Here is a 17,342-nt window from a genome sequence, read left to right on the forward strand (position 1 = left end):
CGCCGGTGGCAGGGGAACCGGCGGGCGGCGAGAATCGTTCCTCGTGGACAGAACGATCCAGAGGAGCCCTTTCTTGTCCGCCAGACCGACGGACCCCCCGGGACACAGTCCCGGACCATCCCGCCCCCGCACCACTGACTTCGGCACCCGGCGGGGTGGTGTTCGATGAGTGCCGTCCTCGGCCTGCTGGCCGTCCTCGTCCTGACCGCCGGCACCGGCTACTTCGTCGCCCAGGAGTTCGCGTACGTCGCCGCCGACCGGCTCGCCCTCGCCCGTGAGGCGGCGGCCGGCGACCGCCGCGCCGCCCGCGCCCTGACGGTCCTGGAGCGGCTGTCCTTCATGCTGTCGGGCGCCCAGCTCGGCATCACCGTGACCGGCCTGGTCGTCGGCTTCCTCGCCGAGCCCTCCGTGTCCGCGCTGCTCAGGCCCGTGCTGACCGGCGCAGGCCTGCCGGACGGGGCGGTCACCGCCGTCTCCGTGGTCCTCGCCTTCGTCGTGGCCACCGTCCTGCAGATGGTCCTCGGCGAGCTGGCCCCGAAGAACCTCGCCCTCGCCGTGCCGGAGCGCCTGGCCAAGTCCCTGGCCGGCTCCACCCTCGCCTACCTCAAGGTCGTCGGCCCGGTCGTGCACCTCTTCGACAGCGCCGCCAACCGGCTGCTGCGCCGCGTCGGCATCGAGCCCGTCGAGGAACTGCACCACGGCGCGACCCTGGAGGAGCTGGGCCACCTCATCGGCGAGTCCCACGAGCAGGGGCAGCTGCCCCGCGAGACGGCGGCCCTGCTCGACCACGCGCTGGAGTTCTCCGACCGCACGCTCGACGAGGTGATGGTGCCGCGCGCCGACGCCGTGTTCGTCCGTGAGGGCGCCACGGCCGCCGAGGCGGTCGGGCTGATCGCCGTCCACGGGCACTCCAACTACCCGGTCATCGGCGACCACCCGGACGACATGGCGGGCGTCCTCGGCGTACGCGAGCTGATGCGCGCCCCGGACGGCGCCACCGCGCGCGAGCTGGCCCGCGTACCGCTGGTGCTGCCCGACACACTGCCGCTGCCGGACGCGGTGGCCAGGATGCGCGAGCGGGACGACGAGTTCGCGGTCGTCCTGGACGAGCACGGCGGCATCGCGGGCATCGTGACCTACGAGGACATCGCCGAGGAACTCGTCGGGGACATCGCCGACGAGTCCGACACCGTGACCGAGGTGGCCGTCCCCGACGGCGACGGCTGGCTCGTCGACGCGCGGCGGCGGCTGGACGAGGTCGGCGAGGCCACCGGCCTGGACCTGCCCGGCGGCAAGGACTACGACACCGTGGCGGGCCTGATCGTGGACCGCCTCGGCCGCTTCCCCGCGATCGGCGACCGCGTCACCGTCGAACTGGCCGACGGCCGCCGCGCCGTCGTCGACGTGCGCACCCTGGACCGGCACGTGCCGGGACGGGTGCGGCTCGCACTCGCCCCCGCGCCCACGTCCGCGGCCGCACCCACGCGCGGGGAGGACCCGGCATGAGCTTCCCCATGGCACTCTTCGTCACCGTGCTGCTGCTCGTCGGCAGCGGGTTCTTCGTCGCTGCCGAGTTCGCGCTGGTCGCCGCCAAGCGCCACCGGATGGAACAGGCCGCGGCGGCCGGGCAGCGGGGCGCCAGGGCGGCGCTCGCGGGGATGCGCGAGCTGTCCCTGATGCTCGCGGGCGCCCAGCTCGGCATCACCATCTGCACCCTGGGCCTGGGCTCGGTCTCCAAACCGGCCGTGTCCCACGAGCTGGACCCGCTGCTGCACGGGCTGGGGCTGCCCAGCGGACTCAGCTACGGCGTGTCCTTCGCCCTCGCGATGATCGTCGTCGTGTTCCTGCACATGGTGCTCGGCGAGATGGCTCCCAAGTCCTGGGCGATCGCCCACCCCGAGCGCTCCGCGATGCTGCTCGCCCCGCCCTTCCGGGCGGTGATCCGGCTCGTACGGCCGCTGATCGTGGTCCTCAACCGGGTCAGCAACGCGCTGGTACGCCTGTGCCGGGTCACCCCGCGCGACGAACTGGCCCCGGTCCACGACCGGGAGCAACTCGCGCACCTGGTCGCGGAGTCGGAGCGGCTCGGCCTGATCAGCGGGGCGGACTCCCGGCTGATCACCAGCTCGCTGACGGCGCCCGGGCAGCCGGTGCGCGACCTCCAGGTGCCGGCCGAGCGGATCGCGTCCGTCACGCCGGAGTCCGGCGTCGAGGCGGTGCTGCGGACGGCGGGCGACAGCAACCGCACCCGGCTGCTGGTGCGCGACGGCGGTACGGTCCTGGGCTCGGTGCACGCCCGCGACGCGCTCATCGCCCGTTCCCGGGGCCGTACCGTCACCGCCCGGGACCTGGCCCGGCCGGTGCCGGAACTGGCCCCCGGCGACACGCTCGCGCACGCCGTCGAACAGCTCAGGCAGCACCGGGCCTCGCTCGCCGTGGTCCGCGACGGCGACGGCCTGCTGACCGGCCTGGTCAGCCTGGACGACCTGCTGGCCCACCTGATGGAGCCGCGGACGACGGCGTAGCGAGCGCCACGAGTGCGTGACGCTGCGACGCCATGACGAAGGGCCGGGCCCGCCGCGAGAAGCGGCGGTCCCGGCCCTTACTTGTGCCCGGTGTCTACAGCGAGGCGAAGTCCCCCGCGAGGGCGGAGGCGAGGCGCAGGTGGGGCTCGGCCTCGTCACCGCGGCCCTGCCGCTGGAGCGTGCGGCCGAGCATCAGGCGGGCGTAGTGCTCCACGGGGTCGCGCTCGACGAGTACGCGCAACTGCGCCTCCGCACGGCCCAGCTGGGCCGAGTGGTAGTACGCGCGGGCCAGCAGCAGGCGGGGCCCCGTCTCCTGCGGCACCTCCTCGACCAGCGTGTCGAGGACCCGCGCCGCGGCGGCGTAGTCCTTGGCGTCGAAGAACATCCGGGCGCGCTCCCAGCGCTCCGCGGCCGTCCCGTGGTCGTAGTACGTCGTGTTCACGTCTGACCTCCTTCGACCAGCAGAACCGGCCTCAGTTGTTGAATATTCCACAACCGAGGGTCGGGGCGGTGAGGGGTGTGACGGGCGCTCCCCGCCGGGACTAGGTTGTCCCGTATGAGCAATCTCGATCGCGAGGCCGTTCCCTCGCTGTGCGGCGGCCGGGGCTTCGTGGCGGCGGAGCCGGTGCGTGAACTCCTCAGTCCCCGCCGGGTGAAGCTGGGCGAGTCCAGCGAGGTCCGGCGGCTGCTGCCCAACCTGGGCCGGCGCATGGTGGGCGCCTGGTGCTTCGTCGACCACTACGGCCCCGACGACATCGCGGACGAGCCCGGCATGCAGGTCCCGCCGCACCCGCACATCGGTCTGCAGACCGTCAGCTGGCTGCACGAGGGCGAGGTGCTGCACCGCGACTCCACGGGCAGCCTGCAGACGATCCGCCCCCACGAGCTGGGGCTCATGACCTCCGGGCGGGCCATCAGCCACTCGGAGGAGAGCCCCAAGTCGCACGCCCGCTTCCTGCACGGCGCGCAGCTGTGGGTGGCGCTGCCCGACAGCGACCGCCACACCCAGCCGCGCTTCGAGCACCACGGCGACCTGCCCGTCGTGACGGCGCCCGGTGTACGGGCGACCGTCGTCCTGGGCGACGTCGACGGGGCGCTCTCGCCCGGGACGACGTACACGCCGATCGTCGGCGCCGACCTGGCCCTGGCCCGCGGCGCCGACGTACGCCTGCCGCTGGAGCCGGACTTCGAGTACGCCGTGCTCTCCATGTCCGGCGAGGCCCACGTGGACGGGGTGCCGGTGCTGCCCGGTTCGATGCTGTACCTGGGCTGCGGCCGCACGGAGCTGCCCCTGCGGGCCGAGTCCGACGCGGGACTCATGCTGCTCGGCGGCGAGCCGTTCGAGGAGGAGCTGGTCATGTGGTGGAACTTCATCGGACGGTCCCAGGCGGACATCGAGCAGGCCCGGACGGACTGGATGCAGAACACGCGCTTCGGCGAGGTGAAGGGCTACGACGGTGACCGGCTCCTCGCACCGGCCCTGCCGCCCGTACCGCTGAAACCGCGGGGACGGGTGCGCTGACCCTCCGTACGGACGCGGTGGTTGCTGTCGACTGACCGCAGCCACGGCCTTCCACGACGCCCTTCCGCAAGCCCCTTCAGTCGGGGCGTGACCTCTCGGCGAGCTGGTTGTTGCGGTCGATTTCCGGCATGTGTGTCTCGGCCCAGATCCGCAGGGCGGAGAGCGGTTCTTCGAGGGACAGGCCGAGTGCGGTGAGCCGGTAGTGGACGGCGGGTGGCACGGTGGGTTCCACCCGGCGTGCGACCAGGCCGTCGCGGACGAGGTTCTGCAGGGTGACGGACAGCATCTTCTGCGAGATGCCCGGGACGCGGCGTCGGAGTTCCGCGAAACGGATCTCTCCCGGCGCCTCCTCGGCCAGCACCTTGACCGTCATCGACGTCCACTTGGTGCCGATGCGGTCGAGCAACTGGCGGGTCGGGCAGCGCGGATCCAGCAGATCACCGTGCTCACCGGGCCGCCGGTCACCCCTGTCGGGACTGGACGTGGTCACCCCGGGCTCACCACCTGAAGGGAAAGTGCCGTCTTGGGCGGGCCAGCTTAGTTCCCTAGCGTGACCTGGTCACCATCACTCACCCCACCCCATCCCTGGAGCCTCTCCATGCCCGAGCTGCGGCGCGTCCCCGTCAACGGTGTCGAACTGAACGTGGCCCTCGCCGGATCGGGCCCGGCCGTCCTGCTGCTGCACGGCTTCCCGCACACCTGGGAGCTGTGGACGGACGTCATGGCCGACCTCTCCGGCCGCTACCGCGTCATCGCGCCGGACCTGCGTGGATTCGGGGCGAGCAGCCGGGCCGACCACGGCTACGACGCGGAGACCCTGGCCGGGGACGCCGCGGCGCTCCTCACCGCGCTCGGTGTGTCCTCCGCCGCCGTGGTGGGCATCGACGCGGGTACCGCGCCGGCTTTCCTCCTCGCGCTGCGCCGGCCCGGGCTCGTGCGGCGTCTGGTCGTCATGGAGTCCCTGCTGGGCAGGCTGCCCGGTGCCGAGGACTTCCTCGCCGACGGACCGCCGTGGTGGTTCGGTTTCCATGCCGTGCCGGACCTCGCCGAGACCGTGCTGGAGGGCCACGAAGCCGCCTACGTCGACTGGTTCCTGGACGCCGGCACGCTCGGCGAGGGCGTGCGCCCTGCCCTGCGGGACGCCTTCGTGCGCGCGTACACCGGCCGCCAGGCGTTGAGCTGTGCGTTCTCCTACTACCGGGCCCTGCCCGAGAGCGCGGCACAGATCGGGCGGGCGGTCGCCACCGCTCGCCTGACGGTGCCGACGATGGCGCTGGGCGCCCGGCCCGTCGGTGCCGCACTGGAACGTCAGCTCCGCCCGATCACCGACGACCTCACCGGGCACGTCATCGAGGACTGCGGCCACATCATCCCCCTGCACCGCCCGCACGCTCTGCTCACGCTGCTGCGCCCGTTCCTGGCGGGTGATGATGCGGACACCTTCGGCCCGGATGCCGCTCGCCGGCGTGCGTGAGCCGGTAGCGGCCGGGGGAGATGCCGTGCTCGCGTTTGAAGGCGTTGGCGAAGGCGTACCGCGAGCCGTACCCGACGTGCTGCGCGACGGACTCAAGGGATGCGTCGCCCTCCTTGAGCAGGCGGGCGGCGACGCTCAGGCGCCACCAGGTCAGATACGTCAGCGGTGGCTCGCCCACCAGAGCCGTGAACCGGCGCGCGAAGGCCGCACGGGACAGGTTGGCCTGCCTGCCCAGGTCCTCGACCGTCCAGGCGCGGGCCGGGGACTCGTGCATGGCACCGAGGGCGGCGCCGACCGCCGGGTCGGCCAGCGCCGCCGACCAGCCGGGCGCCCCGCGGTCGGCCTCGTCCTTGAGCCAGGCCCGAAGTATGTAGACCAGCAGCAGGTCGAGCAGGGTGGACAGGGCGGCGCTCGATCCCTGCCCCGGGTCCTCCAGTTCGTCGCCCAGGAGGGAGACGGCGGAGCGCAGCGCGGGGTGGCGCCCGAACTGCGCGCGCAGGTGGATGACGTCCGGCAGGGCGGACAGGAGGGGGTGGGACCGCGTCCGGTCGAGCCGGTAGGCCCCGCACAGCAGGGAGGTGGGGCCACCGGGGTCCGCGTCGGTGCGGCCGTGGTCCCGCAGGGTGTGCTGTGTGCCGTGCGGGGTGAGGACCACGTCGCCGATGTTCAGGGTCAGGGACGGACCGGCCGGCATCAGCAGTTCGCACGATCCGCCCAGGACGATGTGGAACCCCGCTCCGGCGAACGGCGCGAAGGGAGTGTGCCAGGTGCCCGCGCGGTCCTCCCGGTTGGCGAAGGGGCGACCCGAGCGGAGAGAGGCGATGACGTCACTGAGCACGTCCACGTCTGCCGGGGTGTGCGGCCGGGGGGAGGCGGGTCCGGAAGAGGTGTTCATCGTCCCGTTCGTCGCAAGAGGTGGGTGTGGTGGGGGAGCGGCGTGCGCGATCCTACGGACGCGCGGGGTCAGCCCCGCGCCGTCGGCGCGGTCAGGGGCGCCCACTGCTTGATGGCGAAGTCCCTTCCCTCCCGGACGACTTCGGCCGCTCCGGCACCGCCCAGGTGGGCCGGGACGACCAGGGCGTTGGTGTCCGCGGCCTCTTCCAGCACGCGCCGGCGGCTCCTGGCGGCCTGGTGCCGGTCCTCGCTCAGACAGGTGTCGTGGTCGGGCGTGAGGAACTGCAGCGGGGTGTGGACGAGGTCTCCGACGAAGAAGGCGCGGTCCGTGCCGGAGCGCAGCTTGAGCACCGCGGAACCGGGGGTGTGCCCGGGAGCCAGGTGCAGGGAGAGACCGGCGGCGACGGAGTGCTCGGTGCCCTCCCACACCAGGGCCTGGCCGGCCCGGTGCACGGGCAGCACGCTGTCCTCGAAGCCCGCCCTGATGTCGGCGGGGTCGGCGAAGTCCGACGCGTGGGGGACGCCGTTGGCGGGGTTCCAGTGGTCGAAGTCCGCCTTGTGCATCAGGTAACGGGCGTTGGGGAAGGTCGGCACCCATTCCCCGTTCTCCAGGCGGGTGTTCCACCCGACGTGGTCGGTGTGCAGATGGGTGTTGACGACCGTGTCCACCTCGTGCGGCTGTACGCCGATCGCGGCGAGCCGGTGCAGGAAGTCACCGTCCCGGTCGGCCAGCAGGCCGTGCACGCGCGGCTTGTCGTTGCCCAGCCCGGTGTCCACCAGGATCGTGCGGCCCTGCCCCCGTATCACCCAGGTCTGCATGTGGGCCTGGTAGTCGCCGGTCGCGGCGTCCCAGAAGTGCGGGTCCAGCCAGGCCCGGTGCTCATGCCAGGTGCGTGCGGGGAGGGYGGGGAAGAGCACGCCCGCCGGTGCGAAGGCGCCGTGCCACTCGGTGACACGGCTGATCTCGAAGTCGCCCAGGGCGAAGGTCTGCATGATCCGACCGTAGGAGCGGCCGTCGGGACGCACAATCATCGTAAGTACCCGATGGATGCGTGATCGTCTCGCCGGAGAGCTCGTGGAGGACGGCCGTGCGCGCTGTTCACCGTCGAGGAGCCGCTGTTGCCTCCGGGGCAGGGCGCAGGACGAAGTCGTGGGTGAGGGTGCGGTACGGCCGGTCGAGGCCGCGGGCCCGGTGGTCCTCGTGACGGACCGTCTCCCTGACCGCCTGCGCGGGTATCGCGCCTTCGACGGTGCTCCCGACCAGCGGGTCCCCGTCGAAGTAGATCTGGGTGGTCAGCGGCAGGCACGCGTCGGCGGAGACGATCGCGTGGATGTGCAGCGGACGCCGGCCTTCGAGCCGCAGGGCCCGGATCAGCGCGGCGAGCGGGCTGTCCGTGGCCAGTCCGAACGTCTCGGTACCGGGCATCACCGTACGGAACTCGTAACGGCCGTCGGCGTCGGCGATGATCCTGCCGCGGAGGTTGTCCGCGGGGACACCGGTGGAGTCGTTGGGGATGTCCAGCGGTGCGAAGTCGCCGCTGTCCATGCCGGAGTAGACGTCGTTCGCGTCGATCTGCCAGACCTCCAGGGCCGCACCCGGCACGGGGTCGCCCAGGGTGGTGCGCACGCTGCCGCGGACGATCAGGGGTTCCCCGGGCTCGTCTGGCCGCATCGGCAGGACGGCCGGGGTGTGCAGGACGGGGGCGCCGGGCCGGTGGGCGGGACCCTCCATCTCCCAGTGGCTCGCGCCGTCCTTCTCCGGGTGGGCGTAGGCCGCACCGGCGGTCCCCTTGAGGACGGTCTTGTGGAACAGGATGCCCGCGGACGGCAACTCGCCCGCGTCGGCGACCCGTTGCAGCCAGTCGACGGCGGCGAGCAGCTCGTCGGGGGTGACCTGGTGCTTGAGGATGACATCGTCGACGGCACGGCGCAGATCGGTGAACACGACCCGCAGCCGGGCTTCGGCCTGCCTCATGTGTCCTACTCCTCGGGGTCTTTTGGCATCGGCGTGGTGATGCCTGGTGAGTGGTGCCTGGTGAGTGCTGCCGCGGAGCGGCTCGAGGCGTCCTCGTCGGCCGGGGCCGGACCGAAGGGCTCGTCGCGGCAGGACCGGTTCAGCGCCGGATACCGGCGACGAGCTCCTCCCAGTTCCGGAAGGCGATGCGCTCGCGGGTGGCCCCGTCGATCGGGGCCTCGTCCAGGAAGCGCCGCGCGGAACCGGCGCGTTCCCGGTTGAACGGGTGGTCGGAGGCGTACATGATCCTGTCGGCCCCCACCGTCTCCAGACTCCACCGCAGATAGGTGTGGCTGGAGATGCCGCCCGGGGTGATGCGGATGTTCGAGCGGAAGTACTCCGCGATCGGACGCCGGAGGGTGGTGAGGGGGTCCATGGCCGCGATGCGGTCGAGGTAGAACAGCACGACCTCGCCCCAGTGCCCCAGGATCACCTGCAGTGCGGGGAACCGGTCGAAGACACCGGCGACGATCATCCGGAGCACGGTCAGTCCGGCGTCGTAGTGCCAGCCGAACGCCCCGGTCGCGAGCATGCTGTCCACCGGTTCGCCGAAGCCGCGGTAGTAGGCCGCGGTGACGGCCGGGAACGGGACGCTGGGATGCAGGTAGACCGGTGCGCGCAGGTCCTCCGCCGCCTCGTAGATGTCCCAGAAGTACGGGGCGTCCAGGGCGCGGCCGCCGGAGTTCGCGTTCACCAGGGTTCCGTTGAGGCCGAGTTCGGTGACGGCGCGCCGCAGCTCGTCGGCCGCGGCCGACGGTGCGGAGGTGGCGAGCGCCGCGAACCCCTGGAAACGCTCCGGATGGCGGCGTACGGCGTCGGCGAGCGCGTCGTTGGTGGACACCTGGAGGGCCACCGCCTCCGCCGCGTCGAGGTTCTGCAGACCCGGCGTCGTGAGGGACAGCACCGCAGTGTCGATCCCGGCGTCGTCCATCGCGGCGACGCGCCCGGCGTCCATGTCCAGCAGCGCTGGTGTGATGTCGCTGTCGACGGCCCACTTCATCATCGGTTCGGCCAGGTGCGGATCGCGCCGGCGCCAGGCCGCGACCACGTCGGCGGTGACGAAGTGCTCTTCCAGTGCGTAGAGGTTCATCGGCATGGGGGAGCCTCCCCGGATCCATGATGACTTGAATGTTCAAGTCAGACGGTAATCCTCCTCGCTTGAACATTCAAGTTAGGGGGAGGTGTCATTAGACTGCGCACATGTCTGTCTCAGGAGGGCCGAACGGGTCCGGGCCGCGCTGGCTCAGCGGGGAGCAGCTCGCGGCGTGGCGCGGGTTCATGAAACTCCTCCACACGCTGCCCGCCGCTCTGGAGTCGCAGCTCCAGCGGGACGCGAAGCTCAGCTTCATCGAGTACTACGTGCTGGCCCACCTGTCCGACCAGCCGGGGCGCCGTATGCGGATGAGCGAGCTGGCGGTTCTGGCGGACACGGAGCTGTCGCGGTTGTCGCACATGATCGGCCGTCTGGAGAAGCGTGACCTCGTCCGCCGCGAACCCGATCCGCGCAACGGGCGGTACACGCAGGCGATCCTGACCGACACCGGTTTCGCGTACCTGGCGGAGGCGGCTCCCGGACACGTCGACCGCGTGCTGGACCTGTTCGTCGACGCCCTGACGCCGGAGGAACTGAGGACACTGAACCGGATCACCGACAAGGTGCTCGCCCGCGTCGAGCGCCCGCAGGACGGCGGCTCGGGAACGGCCGTCGTCCGGTGAGGGGCCACGTCGGCTCTGCCCGTTGACGTACGGGGTGGCCCTCCTCGGTGCGTAGATGGCGCCTACGTCCGCATCCGCTCCGCGGTGGGAAGGGTAGATATATGCAGGGGCGGCTCGTGCAGCACAGAGCCGTATCAGGGCCCCGGACCCCGGCTCCTGATCCCCTCCGTCCCGTGCCGGAGAACAGGAGCCGGGGGAGGACCACTGCGCGGAAGGCCCGGCCCTGCCTCGGCCGGCCCGGTGCAGGGCGCCCCGCACCCGCCCCACCGCGGGTGGGGGGCATCCTTCATCGCCCCGTCCCGGCCACGGCGTTCTCGAACGTGCGCCTGCCGATGTCGGGGCCGGTTCCTCGGTCCGTGAAGACGTCACCCGCGGCGACGGCCCGCTGTGACGGCCCGGTCCGGCTGCGGCGCGTGGGGTGCTGTCAGGTGTGGGAGAGGGCGAAGGAGACCAGGAAGCCGCTGACCGTGACCAGCCCGATGGCCAGATGCGCCTCCTCGAACGCCTCGGGGATCATCGTGTCGGCGACCATCGCGAGGATCGCCCCGGCGGCCACCGCGGTCACGGCGGCGATCACCGCGGGGGAGAAACCGCCGACCACGGTGTAGCCGAGGACCGCCGAGAGGGTGCTCGCCGCGGCGATGGCGCCCCACACCCCGAAGACGTACGCCTTGCTGCGGCCGGCCTTCTTCATCCCCGCCGAGCTGGACAGCCCCTCGGGAACGTTGCTGATGAACACCGCCGCCACGGTCACCAGGCTCACCCTTCCACCGTCGAGCAGGCTCACGCCGATGACCGCCGACTCCGGGACGCCGTCGAGCAGCGCGCCGAAGGCCAGCGCGAGTCCCGAACCGCTCTGTTGTTCCTCGGAGGGCTGTACCTCGTCCCGGTCGTAGCCGGAGCGCTTGCGGTGGCGTGCGCCGCGGCGGGCCAGCCACATGTTGCCCGCCGTGTAGGCCACGGCGCCGGCCAGCGTGCCGATGGCCGCCGGCGCCAGTCCTGCCTGGTCGTAGGCTTCCCCGACCAGCTCGAAGCTGACCGCGGACAGCAGCACCCCGGCCCCGAAGGCCATCACGGTCGCGATCACCTTCTGCGGTACCCGCAGCGCGAAGCCCGCCACCGCCCCGAGCAGCAGCGCGGAACCCGCCACCAGTCCCCACAGACCCGCCTGAACCACCTCTGTCATGCGCCTATGGGTACCCGAAGCCGGTCATGTCACCAGCCGGTGGCACCGGAATTCCTTGCCGATGGGGTCTGTCACAGGTGCGGCGTAGATTCCCCCCTGTGCCCGAGTACTTGAGCGAAGAGCGCAGACGACTGCTGGACGGCCTGCCGCCCGGCCGGCTCCTGGGACCGCGCCACGCGCCGCATCCGCTGGTGTGGGTGAGCGACGGACCGCTCACCGATCCGGTCGGCCGGTGGGAGCGGCTGTACGCCCGGCGCTGCGAGACCGGTCTGTACCCGCTGCTGCTCGAATACCCCGACGACTCCTTCGAGCCCACCAGCGGTGGCCACGGGGCCGAGGCCGACGCCGAGACCTACTTCCGGAGCCGGTGGAGGAGCGACGACTCCTGGCCGCCGTTCCCGCGGTGGCCCGGTCTGGCCGCGCCGGCCTCGGTGGTGACGGGCGTCGACGCGTGCGCGCGGGACGCGGCGGCCGCCGTCGTGCGCGCGGGCCGCGCCCGGTGCCTCGCCCTCGTCCAGGTCGCCCGGGGCGCCGACGCGCCCGCCGCCCTGAACTGGCGCGGGGCGACGAACCACATGACCGCGCAGGAGCTGTCGGCGGTGCTGCGCTCTTGGGAGGACCGGTTCGGTCTGCGGGTCGTGGGTTTCGGGCACGGCAGCCTGTACGCCTCCGTCGCCGCCGGGCCGACAGATCTCCAGCAGGCCCGCATCCTCGCGGCGGAGCACTACCTCGTCTGTCCGGACGTCTTCTTCCAGGACCCGGACCTGGACTGGTCGGCGTATCCGGCGGACCTGATGAGCGGTCACGCGTGGCGGTTCTGGTGGGACTGAGACCGGCCGGCGACCGGGCCGGCGCCCACTGCCGCTGCGCACGGGCGACGTGCACAGGCGCCGCGCACGGGTGACGCGCTGGTCCCGGTCACCCGTCGATGATCGACATCAGTGCCGCGGTGAAGGGCGCGGGGTCCAGGTCGCCGCGTACGGCCAGTTGCTGGCTGTAGCTCATGCAGAGGGCCGTGAACCCTTCGGCGATCTGCTCGGCGTGCTGCCTGCGGTGGTCGGGCACCAGTTCGGCCACCGCGGCCCGCAAGGCGGCGAGCTGCTGTTGCACGACGTCCGCCAGCTGCGGTGACACGGCCGCTTCGGCGTAGATCTGGGCCACCAGCCGCGCGTGGCCCGTCTCGCGCGCACGGATGCGTACGTGTTCGAGGAAGCCCGCGACGGCCTCGGCGGTGAGCGCCTCCGGAAAGGCTTCGCCGCCTTGTTCGCAGACCGCGACGACGATCTCGTTCTTGCTGGTGAAGTAGCGGTAGATGGCCCCGTTGGAGAGCCCGGACCCGGCGACGATGTCGGCCATGGACGTACGGGCGAAGCCGTGACTGGTGAAGCGGGCCCGGGCGGCGTCCACGATCTGGCGCCGGCGGGCGTCCATGTGCTCCTGGCTTACCTTCGGCATAAAAAAGAGTGACCCCTCGTTTTTTATTGGTACGGTGGGTGAGCTTACCGCACCGCCCAGACCAGGAGCTTCCATGCGTTACCGCACCTTCGGCCGGCTGACCGGACTGCGCGTGTCGGAGTACGCGCTCGGCACGGCGAACTTCGGCCTCTCGGACGCCGGCGCCGGCCCGGAAGGCTCACGGCAGATCTTCGAAACCTTCGCCGCCGCCGGCGGCACCACGGTCGACACCTCCGACCTCTACCAGGACGGCCAGGCCGAGACCGTGCTCGGCCGGCTGCTCGACGGCCGGCGCGACGACTTCGTCCTCATCACCAAGTACAGCGGTACGCGGCAGGAGCACCCCCGCCCCGGCACCACCGGCAACAGCCGCAAGATCATGGTCCGCGCCCTCGAAGCGAGCCTGCGCCGGCTCGGCACCGACTACGTGGACGTCTTCATGCCGCACTTCCCCGACGGGACCACCCCGGTCGAGGAGATCCTGGCGGGGTTCGACGACCTGGCCCGCTCCGGCAAGATCCTCCACGGGGCCCTGTCCAACTTCCCCGCCTGGCGGGTCGCCGGCGCCGCGGTGCGGGCGGACCTGCACGGCCTGGCCCCCGTGGTCGGCATCCAGACCGAGTACAGCCTGGCCGAACGCTCCGCCGAACGGGAACTGCTGCCGATGGCGCAGGCGCACGGCCTGGGCGCGTTCCTATACTCCCCGCTGGCCGGGGGGCTGCTCACCGGCAAGTACCGGCAGGGCGGACGGGGCCGGCTGAGCGCCCGCGGCGACACGGTCGAGGACACCGCGCAGCGCACCGCCGTCGTGGACGCCGTACTCGCGATCGCGGACGAGACCGGCGCGAGCGCCCTCCAGGTCGCCCTCGCGTGGCTCCGCCGCCGCGCCGCGCTGGCCCCCACCGCCCTGGTCCCGATCGTCGGTCCCCGCACCCCGGCGCAGCTGGAGGACTACCTGCGCTCGCTCCGGCTCGACCTCGGCGACGAGCACTACCGGCAGCTGGACCGGGTCAGCGCCGTGCGCATGGGAACCCCGCACGAGGATGTCGCGGCCGCCCTGGACCATGGCTTCGACGGCGACCGCTCACTCCTCGAACCGCCCGCCGTTCCCGTCGTCTGACACCGCTGCGGCCGCGGTTCGGGTCCCGCCCTTGCTCCGGGGAGGGGGCTGTGGCTGACTGGCGACGGCGGCGAAGGGGAGTCGGCGGTGGGCGAGTGGGTCGTGATCGCGGAGTACTACAGCGACGTGCACAGGACCGAGTTCGTCTGCCGCGGGCAGGAGACGAGGGACCAGGCGCTGGAGGCGCTGCGCAAGGCGGTCCATACGTACGCGCCGAGCAGGCACATCGCCGAGAAGCGGCGTCAGGTGTACCGGCTCGACGGCCAGGAGTCGTACCTGGTGGTGATCAAGGGCAAGTTGACGCAATGGGAGTGCACCCTGCGCGTCGCGGAGCTGGTCTCGGACTCGGCCGACCCTGCGGTGGCCGACGGGCCGCAGGACCGGATCCCACCCGGCTTCTGAATCCCGCCCGGCTTCTGAAGGGCGGTTTCCGGGCTCCGGGCTCCTGCGGCCGGAGGAGTGTTCGCGGTTGTCGACGGGGAGCTGCCGGCGCGGCTCGGCTCGGCTCGGTGGCAGGGGTCGGCCGGTGGGGCGGGCCCCACCGGCCGGAGTGTGCTGTCCGGTGTGCCGGACGGTCGGTCAGCAGGTCAGCAGGTCAGGAGGTCAGGCGGAAGGACTGGGCCGTCGAGCCGGAGCAGCTCCGCTGGACGAGTTTCGCGCCGTTGGCGGTGGAGGAGCCGTCCACCGTAAGGCACTTGTCGCTGTGCCGGGCCACGAAGCGGTACTGCCCGGAGGCGAGGGACTCGGCACGCCATTGCTGGTTGGTGGTGCCGGCGTAGTCCCACAGGTGCACCTTGACGCCGTCCGCGGTCGCGCCGGCGCCGCCGTCGACGTCCCAGGACTTGTTGTTGTGCTGGTTGACGACCTGGTAGTAGCCGCTGCCGGTGGAGCGGAACTGCCACTTCTCGTTGGCGCCGTCGCCGCACGTCCACTGCTGGAGGAGGGTGCCGTTGGCGGTGCCCCAGTCGGTGGCGTCCAGGCAGGCGCCGCTGTTGGTGTTGGCCACCCGGTACCAGGCGCCGGTGTCGATGGGACCGGCGGGGTCACTGCCGCCGGCCGGGTTCCACACGATGGTCGCGACCGCGCCGCCCGGCAGGGTGTAGGCCAGGGAGCGGCCGTTGTCGGTGAGGGAGAACCGCTGCGTGCCGCCGGTGTTCACGACGTAGGCGACCCGCGTGCCGTCCGGGTTCTGGAAGGCGACGTTCTGGATGCCGCCGCTCTGGGTGGTGGAACCGATCCTGGTGGCGCCGACCTTGACGAACTTGCTGAGGTGGCCGAGCGAGTAGTACTCCGCGCCGCGGCTGACGCCGCCGTTCGCGATCTCCACCACGCCGTTGCAGCGGGTGCCGCACAGGCCCTGGTGGGGGCCGCCGTTCTGGTCGAGGGCGAGGTTCCAGGTGACGACGGTCTCGCCGCCGTTGCGCATGTTCTGCACGACGAGGTTCTCGGCCTGCCAGCGCAGGCTGTCACGGAAGGTGTTGGCGGTGTTGTCGCTGTCGGTGCCGGAGCACTCGGTGAAGAAGACCCGCTTGCCGGTGCTGTGGACCTGCTGCTGGGCGGTGGGGTTGCCGGCGTAGCAGTGGAAGGCGGCGCCGATCACCCGGCTGATCCCGCTCGTGCGGGAGAACACGTCGAGGGGGTAATTGGGGTGGTCCCAGTTGTGGTCGAAGGCGAGGATGTTCGTCGGCAGTCCGGCCGCGGTCAGGCGCTGGTCCAGGACCCGGATGAAGTCGGCCTGCTGGGCCGGGCTCATCGACATCGAGGGGTAACTCGTCGGATTCTCGGGCTCGTTCTGGACCGTGAGGTCGGAAAGGGTGATGCCCTCCTGGCCGTACGCTTTGATCGCCTTGACGAGGTAGTCGGCGAAGTCGCCGTAGTTCTCGGTGCGCAGACTGCCGCCGTTGAGCGAGTTGTTCGTCTTCATCCAGGCGGGCGGTGACCAGGGGGTGCCCATGAAACGGATCGACGGATTGACGCCCAGGGCCTGTTTGACGACGGGAATGATCTCCTGCTTGTCGCGGTCGATGGAGAACTGCCCGCGGGTGTCCTCGTAGGAGTACGGGGCGGCGGAGGCGTCGAAGTCGGTGCTGGCGAGCGGCTGGCGCAGGTACGACAGGCCGATGCCGTCGCCGGAAGTGGAGAACAGCGAGCGCATCAGGTCGCCGCGCCGGTCGGCCGGAAGCCCTTGTATGAGGCGCGCGGAGGCTCCGGTGACCGAGGCGCCCGCGCCGGTGTAGCGCTGGCCGCGCTGGTTGCCGTCGATGCGCAGGTCGGTGCTCTGCGGTGTGCTGTCGAAGGTGAGGGTGCCGTCGGCGCTGAGCTTGCGGGCGCCGTCCCCGGTGGTCACCCAGACCTGGGCGGTGGGGTCGGCGGCGGTCGCGCTGCTGCCGGCCGTGAGGCCGAGACCGGCGGCGAGGGTCAGGGCCAGGGCGGCGGCAACCCCGGTGCGGGGGGAGCGAGTTCTTCGGACACGGGACACGAGTGCGGCTCTCCTTCGGTCGATGACATGTGGGGGATGCACCTCGCCGGTCCGCGCCCGTCAGGGGAGCGGCGGGCCAGCCGGAGCTCGAAGGGTTGATGCATTCGTGCCGCCACACCTGCGCGGTATGGCAGGACGACGGCGCCATGAAAGCACACCTACTAAACACTTAGTAAGTGGTCTGCGTCACGCTACGGAGCGTGGCGACGAGTCCGTCCGGAGTCGTGGGGGCGCGGCGTAAGGTGAAAGCGTGACTGACCAGTCAGTAGGCCGAGCCGCCCGCAGTGCCCGCGACAGGCCCCGCGTCCCCCGCAGTCCTGAGGCCCAGCGGCGCCAGCAGGACATCCTGCACATCGCGATGGACACGTTCGCGGCGCGCGGCTACAACAACGCCTCCCTGGCCGAGATCGCCGACCGGGCCGGCCTCACCCAGGCCGGCGTACTGCACTACTTCCGCTCCAAGTCGCTGCTGCTGACCAGCGTGCTCGAACTGCGCGACGACTCGGACATCGAGCAGCTGGGCACCGAGCGGCCGCGCGGACTGCGGTTCCTGCACCACCTGGTCGAGACCGCACGGCGCAACGCCGAGCGCGAGGGCATCGTCCGGCTCTACGCCGTGCTCTCCGCCGAGTCCGTCACCGACGACCACCCCGCCCAGGACTACTTCCGCGGCCGTTACGCGGGACTGCGCGCGTTCGTCACCGACGCGATCGTCGAGACCTGCGGACTCGGCACCGGCACGGCGGACGCCGATCGCGCGCGGCACGCGGCCAACGCGGTCATCGCCGTCATGGACGGCCTCCAGATCCAGTGGCTCCTCGATCCGGCCGCCGTCGAGATGACGGCCTCCACGGAGCTGGTCATCGACGCGATCCTCGCCGGACTGACGCGCGAGCGGCCTGCCGCGTCGGACTGAGGTCCCGTTTCCCCCCTTCCTGGATGTACGCGCCCGACCAG

At 71.7% G+C, this 17,342-nt stretch carries 18 protein-coding genes; 9 read left to right on the forward strand and 9 right to left on the reverse strand.

The window, feature by feature from the left end; translation table 11 throughout:
• Positions 1-165: 165 nt before the first annotated feature.
• Both FGF04_RS36185 and FGF04_RS36190 read left to right on the forward strand, forming a co-directional pair.
• The gene (locus FGF04_RS36185) at positions 166-1,506 is read left to right on the forward strand and encodes a hemolysin family protein (protein ID WP_149515626.1); all 1,341 of its coding nucleotides are present in this window, start codon (positions 166-168) and stop codon (positions 1,504-1,506) included.
• On the forward strand, positions 1,503-2,525 hold the full coding sequence (locus FGF04_RS36190; RefSeq protein WP_149515627.1) for a hemolysin family protein: 1,023 nt from the start codon (positions 1,503-1,505) through the stop codon (positions 2,523-2,525). Before FGF04_RS36185 ends, FGF04_RS36190 begins: the two co-directional genes overlap by 4 nt.
• A 94-nt stretch (positions 2,526-2,619) precedes the next feature.
• Here FGF04_RS36190 and FGF04_RS36195 read toward each other — a convergent pair whose 3' ends face one another.
• On the reverse strand, positions 2,620-2,967 hold the full coding sequence (locus FGF04_RS36195) for a tetratricopeptide repeat protein (RefSeq protein WP_149515628.1): 348 nt from the start codon (positions 2,965-2,967) through the stop codon (positions 2,620-2,622).
• Positions 2,968-3,081: 114 nt separating this feature from the next.
• Here FGF04_RS36195 and FGF04_RS36200 point away from each other — a divergent pair, with 114 nt between their 5' ends.
• Complete coding sequence (locus FGF04_RS36200; RefSeq protein WP_149515629.1) at positions 3,082-4,047, forward strand: pirin family protein; 966 nt, start codon at positions 3,082-3,084, stop codon at positions 4,045-4,047.
• A gap of 76 nt (positions 4,048-4,123) precedes the next feature.
• Here FGF04_RS36200 and FGF04_RS36205 read toward each other — a convergent pair whose 3' ends face one another.
• On the reverse strand, positions 4,124-4,537 hold the full coding sequence (locus FGF04_RS36205; protein ID WP_149515630.1) for a winged helix-turn-helix transcriptional regulator: 414 nt from the start codon (positions 4,535-4,537) through the stop codon (positions 4,124-4,126).
• A gap of 108 nt (positions 4,538-4,645) precedes the next feature.
• On the opposite strand from FGF04_RS36205, the gene FGF04_RS36210 reads away from it, so the two are divergent.
• On the forward strand, positions 4,646-5,521 hold the full coding sequence (locus tag FGF04_RS36210; protein WP_149515631.1) for an alpha/beta fold hydrolase: 876 nt from the start codon (positions 4,646-4,648) through the stop codon (positions 5,519-5,521).
• On the opposite strand, the gene FGF04_RS36215 is transcribed toward FGF04_RS36210, so the two are convergent.
• From FGF04_RS36215 to FGF04_RS36230, 4 genes are all read right to left on the reverse strand, one after another.
• A complete protein-coding gene (locus FGF04_RS36215; RefSeq protein WP_149515632.1) occupies positions 5,445-6,365 on the reverse strand; it encodes an AraC family transcriptional regulator in 921 nt (306 codons plus the stop codon). The two genes, FGF04_RS36210 and FGF04_RS36215, sit on opposite strands and share 77 nt — an antisense overlap.
• Positions 6,366-6,484: 119 nt before the next feature.
• Complete coding sequence (locus FGF04_RS36220) at positions 6,485-7,408, reverse strand: MBL fold metallo-hydrolase (RefSeq protein ID WP_149515633.1); 924 nt, start codon at positions 7,406-7,408, stop codon at positions 6,485-6,487.
• A gap of 106 nt (positions 7,409-7,514) precedes the next feature.
• The gene (locus FGF04_RS36225) at positions 7,515-8,390 is read right to left on the reverse strand and encodes a dioxygenase family protein (protein ID WP_223146437.1); all 876 of its coding nucleotides are present in this window, start codon (positions 8,388-8,390) and stop codon (positions 7,515-7,517) included.
• A gap of 139 nt (positions 8,391-8,529) precedes the next feature.
• Positions 8,530-9,525, reverse strand: coding sequence for an amidohydrolase family protein (locus FGF04_RS36230; protein WP_149515634.1), 996 nt, complete (start codon positions 9,523-9,525; stop codon positions 8,530-8,532).
• A gap of 104 nt (positions 9,526-9,629) precedes the next feature.
• Here FGF04_RS36230 and FGF04_RS36235 point away from each other — a divergent pair, with 104 nt between their 5' ends.
• Complete coding sequence (locus tag FGF04_RS36235; protein ID WP_149515635.1) at positions 9,630-10,145, forward strand: MarR family winged helix-turn-helix transcriptional regulator; 516 nt, start codon at positions 9,630-9,632, stop codon at positions 10,143-10,145.
• A 424-nt stretch (positions 10,146-10,569) separates the two neighbouring features.
• Here the strand turns inward: FGF04_RS36235 and FGF04_RS36240 are convergent, their stop codons facing one another.
• Positions 10,570-11,331, reverse strand: coding sequence for a ZIP family metal transporter (locus FGF04_RS36240; RefSeq protein WP_149515636.1), 762 nt, complete (start codon positions 11,329-11,331; stop codon positions 10,570-10,572).
• Positions 11,332-11,429: 98 nt separating this feature from the next.
• Between FGF04_RS36240 and FGF04_RS36245 the strand changes: the two genes are divergently transcribed.
• Entirely contained in the window at positions 11,430-12,161 is a 732-nt protein-coding gene (locus tag FGF04_RS36245) for a DUF4253 domain-containing protein (RefSeq protein ID WP_235882674.1), read from the forward strand.
• A gap of 88 nt (positions 12,162-12,249) precedes the next feature.
• Here the strand turns inward: FGF04_RS36245 and FGF04_RS36250 are convergent, their stop codons facing one another.
• Positions 12,250-12,786 carry a TetR/AcrR family transcriptional regulator gene (locus tag FGF04_RS36250; protein WP_149515638.1) on the reverse strand — a complete coding sequence of 179 codons (537 nt, stop codon included), beginning with the start codon at positions 12,784-12,786 and terminating at the stop codon, positions 12,250-12,252.
• Between the two features lie 73 nt (positions 12,787-12,859).
• On the opposite strand from FGF04_RS36250, the gene FGF04_RS36255 reads away from it, so the two are divergent.
• Positions 12,860-13,906 carry an aldo/keto reductase gene (locus tag FGF04_RS36255; RefSeq protein WP_149515639.1) on the forward strand — a complete coding sequence of 349 codons (1,047 nt, stop codon included), beginning with the start codon at positions 12,860-12,862 and terminating at the stop codon, positions 13,904-13,906.
• An 87-nt stretch (positions 13,907-13,993) separates the two neighbouring features.
• Positions 13,994-14,308: a hypothetical protein gene (locus tag FGF04_RS36260; protein ID WP_149515640.1), complete on the forward strand. Its 315-nt coding sequence runs from the start codon at positions 13,994-13,996 to the stop codon at positions 14,306-14,308.
• Positions 14,309-14,501: 193 nt separating this feature from the next.
• Here FGF04_RS36260 and FGF04_RS36265 read toward each other — a convergent pair whose 3' ends face one another.
• Positions 14,502-16,385 (reverse strand): RICIN domain-containing protein, encoded by a 1,884-nt coding sequence (locus FGF04_RS36265; RefSeq protein ID WP_149515641.1) that lies wholly within the window; start codon positions 16,383-16,385, stop codon positions 14,502-14,504.
• Between the two features lie 250 nt (positions 16,386-16,635).
• On the opposite strand from FGF04_RS36265, the gene FGF04_RS36270 reads away from it, so the two are divergent.
• A complete protein-coding gene (locus FGF04_RS36270; RefSeq protein ID WP_408055715.1) occupies positions 16,636-17,301 on the forward strand; it encodes a TetR/AcrR family transcriptional regulator in 666 nt (221 codons plus the stop codon).
• The last annotated feature ends 41 nt before the right edge of the window (positions 17,302-17,342 follow it).

Source organism: Streptomyces apricus (assembly GCF_008369065.1).
In the GTDB taxonomy this organism is placed as follows: domain Bacteria; phylum Actinomycetota; class Actinomycetes; order Streptomycetales; family Streptomycetaceae; genus Streptomyces; species Streptomyces apricus.

Coding starts and splice junctions, on each gene's coding strand:
- FGF04_RS36230 (WP_149515634.1), bottom strand. CDS start 9,525: ATGCCGATGAACCTCTACGCACTGGAAGAGCACTTCGTCACCGCCGAC.
- FGF04_RS36255 (WP_149515639.1), top strand. CDS start 12,860: ATGCGTTACCGCACCTTCGGCCGGCTGACCGGACTGCGCGTGTCGGAG.
- FGF04_RS36200 (WP_149515629.1), top strand. CDS start 3,082: ATGAGCAATCTCGATCGCGAGGCCGTTCCCTCGCTGTGCGGCGGCCGG.
- FGF04_RS36250 (WP_149515638.1), bottom strand. CDS start 12,786: ATGCCGAAGGTAAGCCAGGAGCACATGGACGCCCGCCGGCGCCAGATC.
- FGF04_RS36225 (WP_223146437.1), bottom strand. CDS start 8,390: ATGAGGCAGGCCGAAGCCCGGCTGCGGGTCGTGTTCACCGATCTGCGC.
- FGF04_RS36235 (WP_149515635.1), top strand. CDS start 9,630: ATGTCTGTCTCAGGAGGGCCGAACGGGTCCGGGCCGCGCTGGCTCAGC.
- FGF04_RS36185 (WP_149515626.1), top strand. CDS start 166: ATGAGTGCCGTCCTCGGCCTGCTGGCCGTCCTCGTCCTGACCGCCGGC.
- FGF04_RS36240 (WP_149515636.1), bottom strand. CDS start 11,331: ATGACAGAGGTGGTTCAGGCGGGTCTGTGGGGACTGGTGGCGGGTTCC.
- FGF04_RS36190 (WP_149515627.1), top strand. CDS start 1,503: ATGAGCTTCCCCATGGCACTCTTCGTCACCGTGCTGCTGCTCGTCGGC.
- FGF04_RS36210 (WP_149515631.1), top strand. CDS start 4,646: ATGCCCGAGCTGCGGCGCGTCCCCGTCAACGGTGTCGAACTGAACGTG.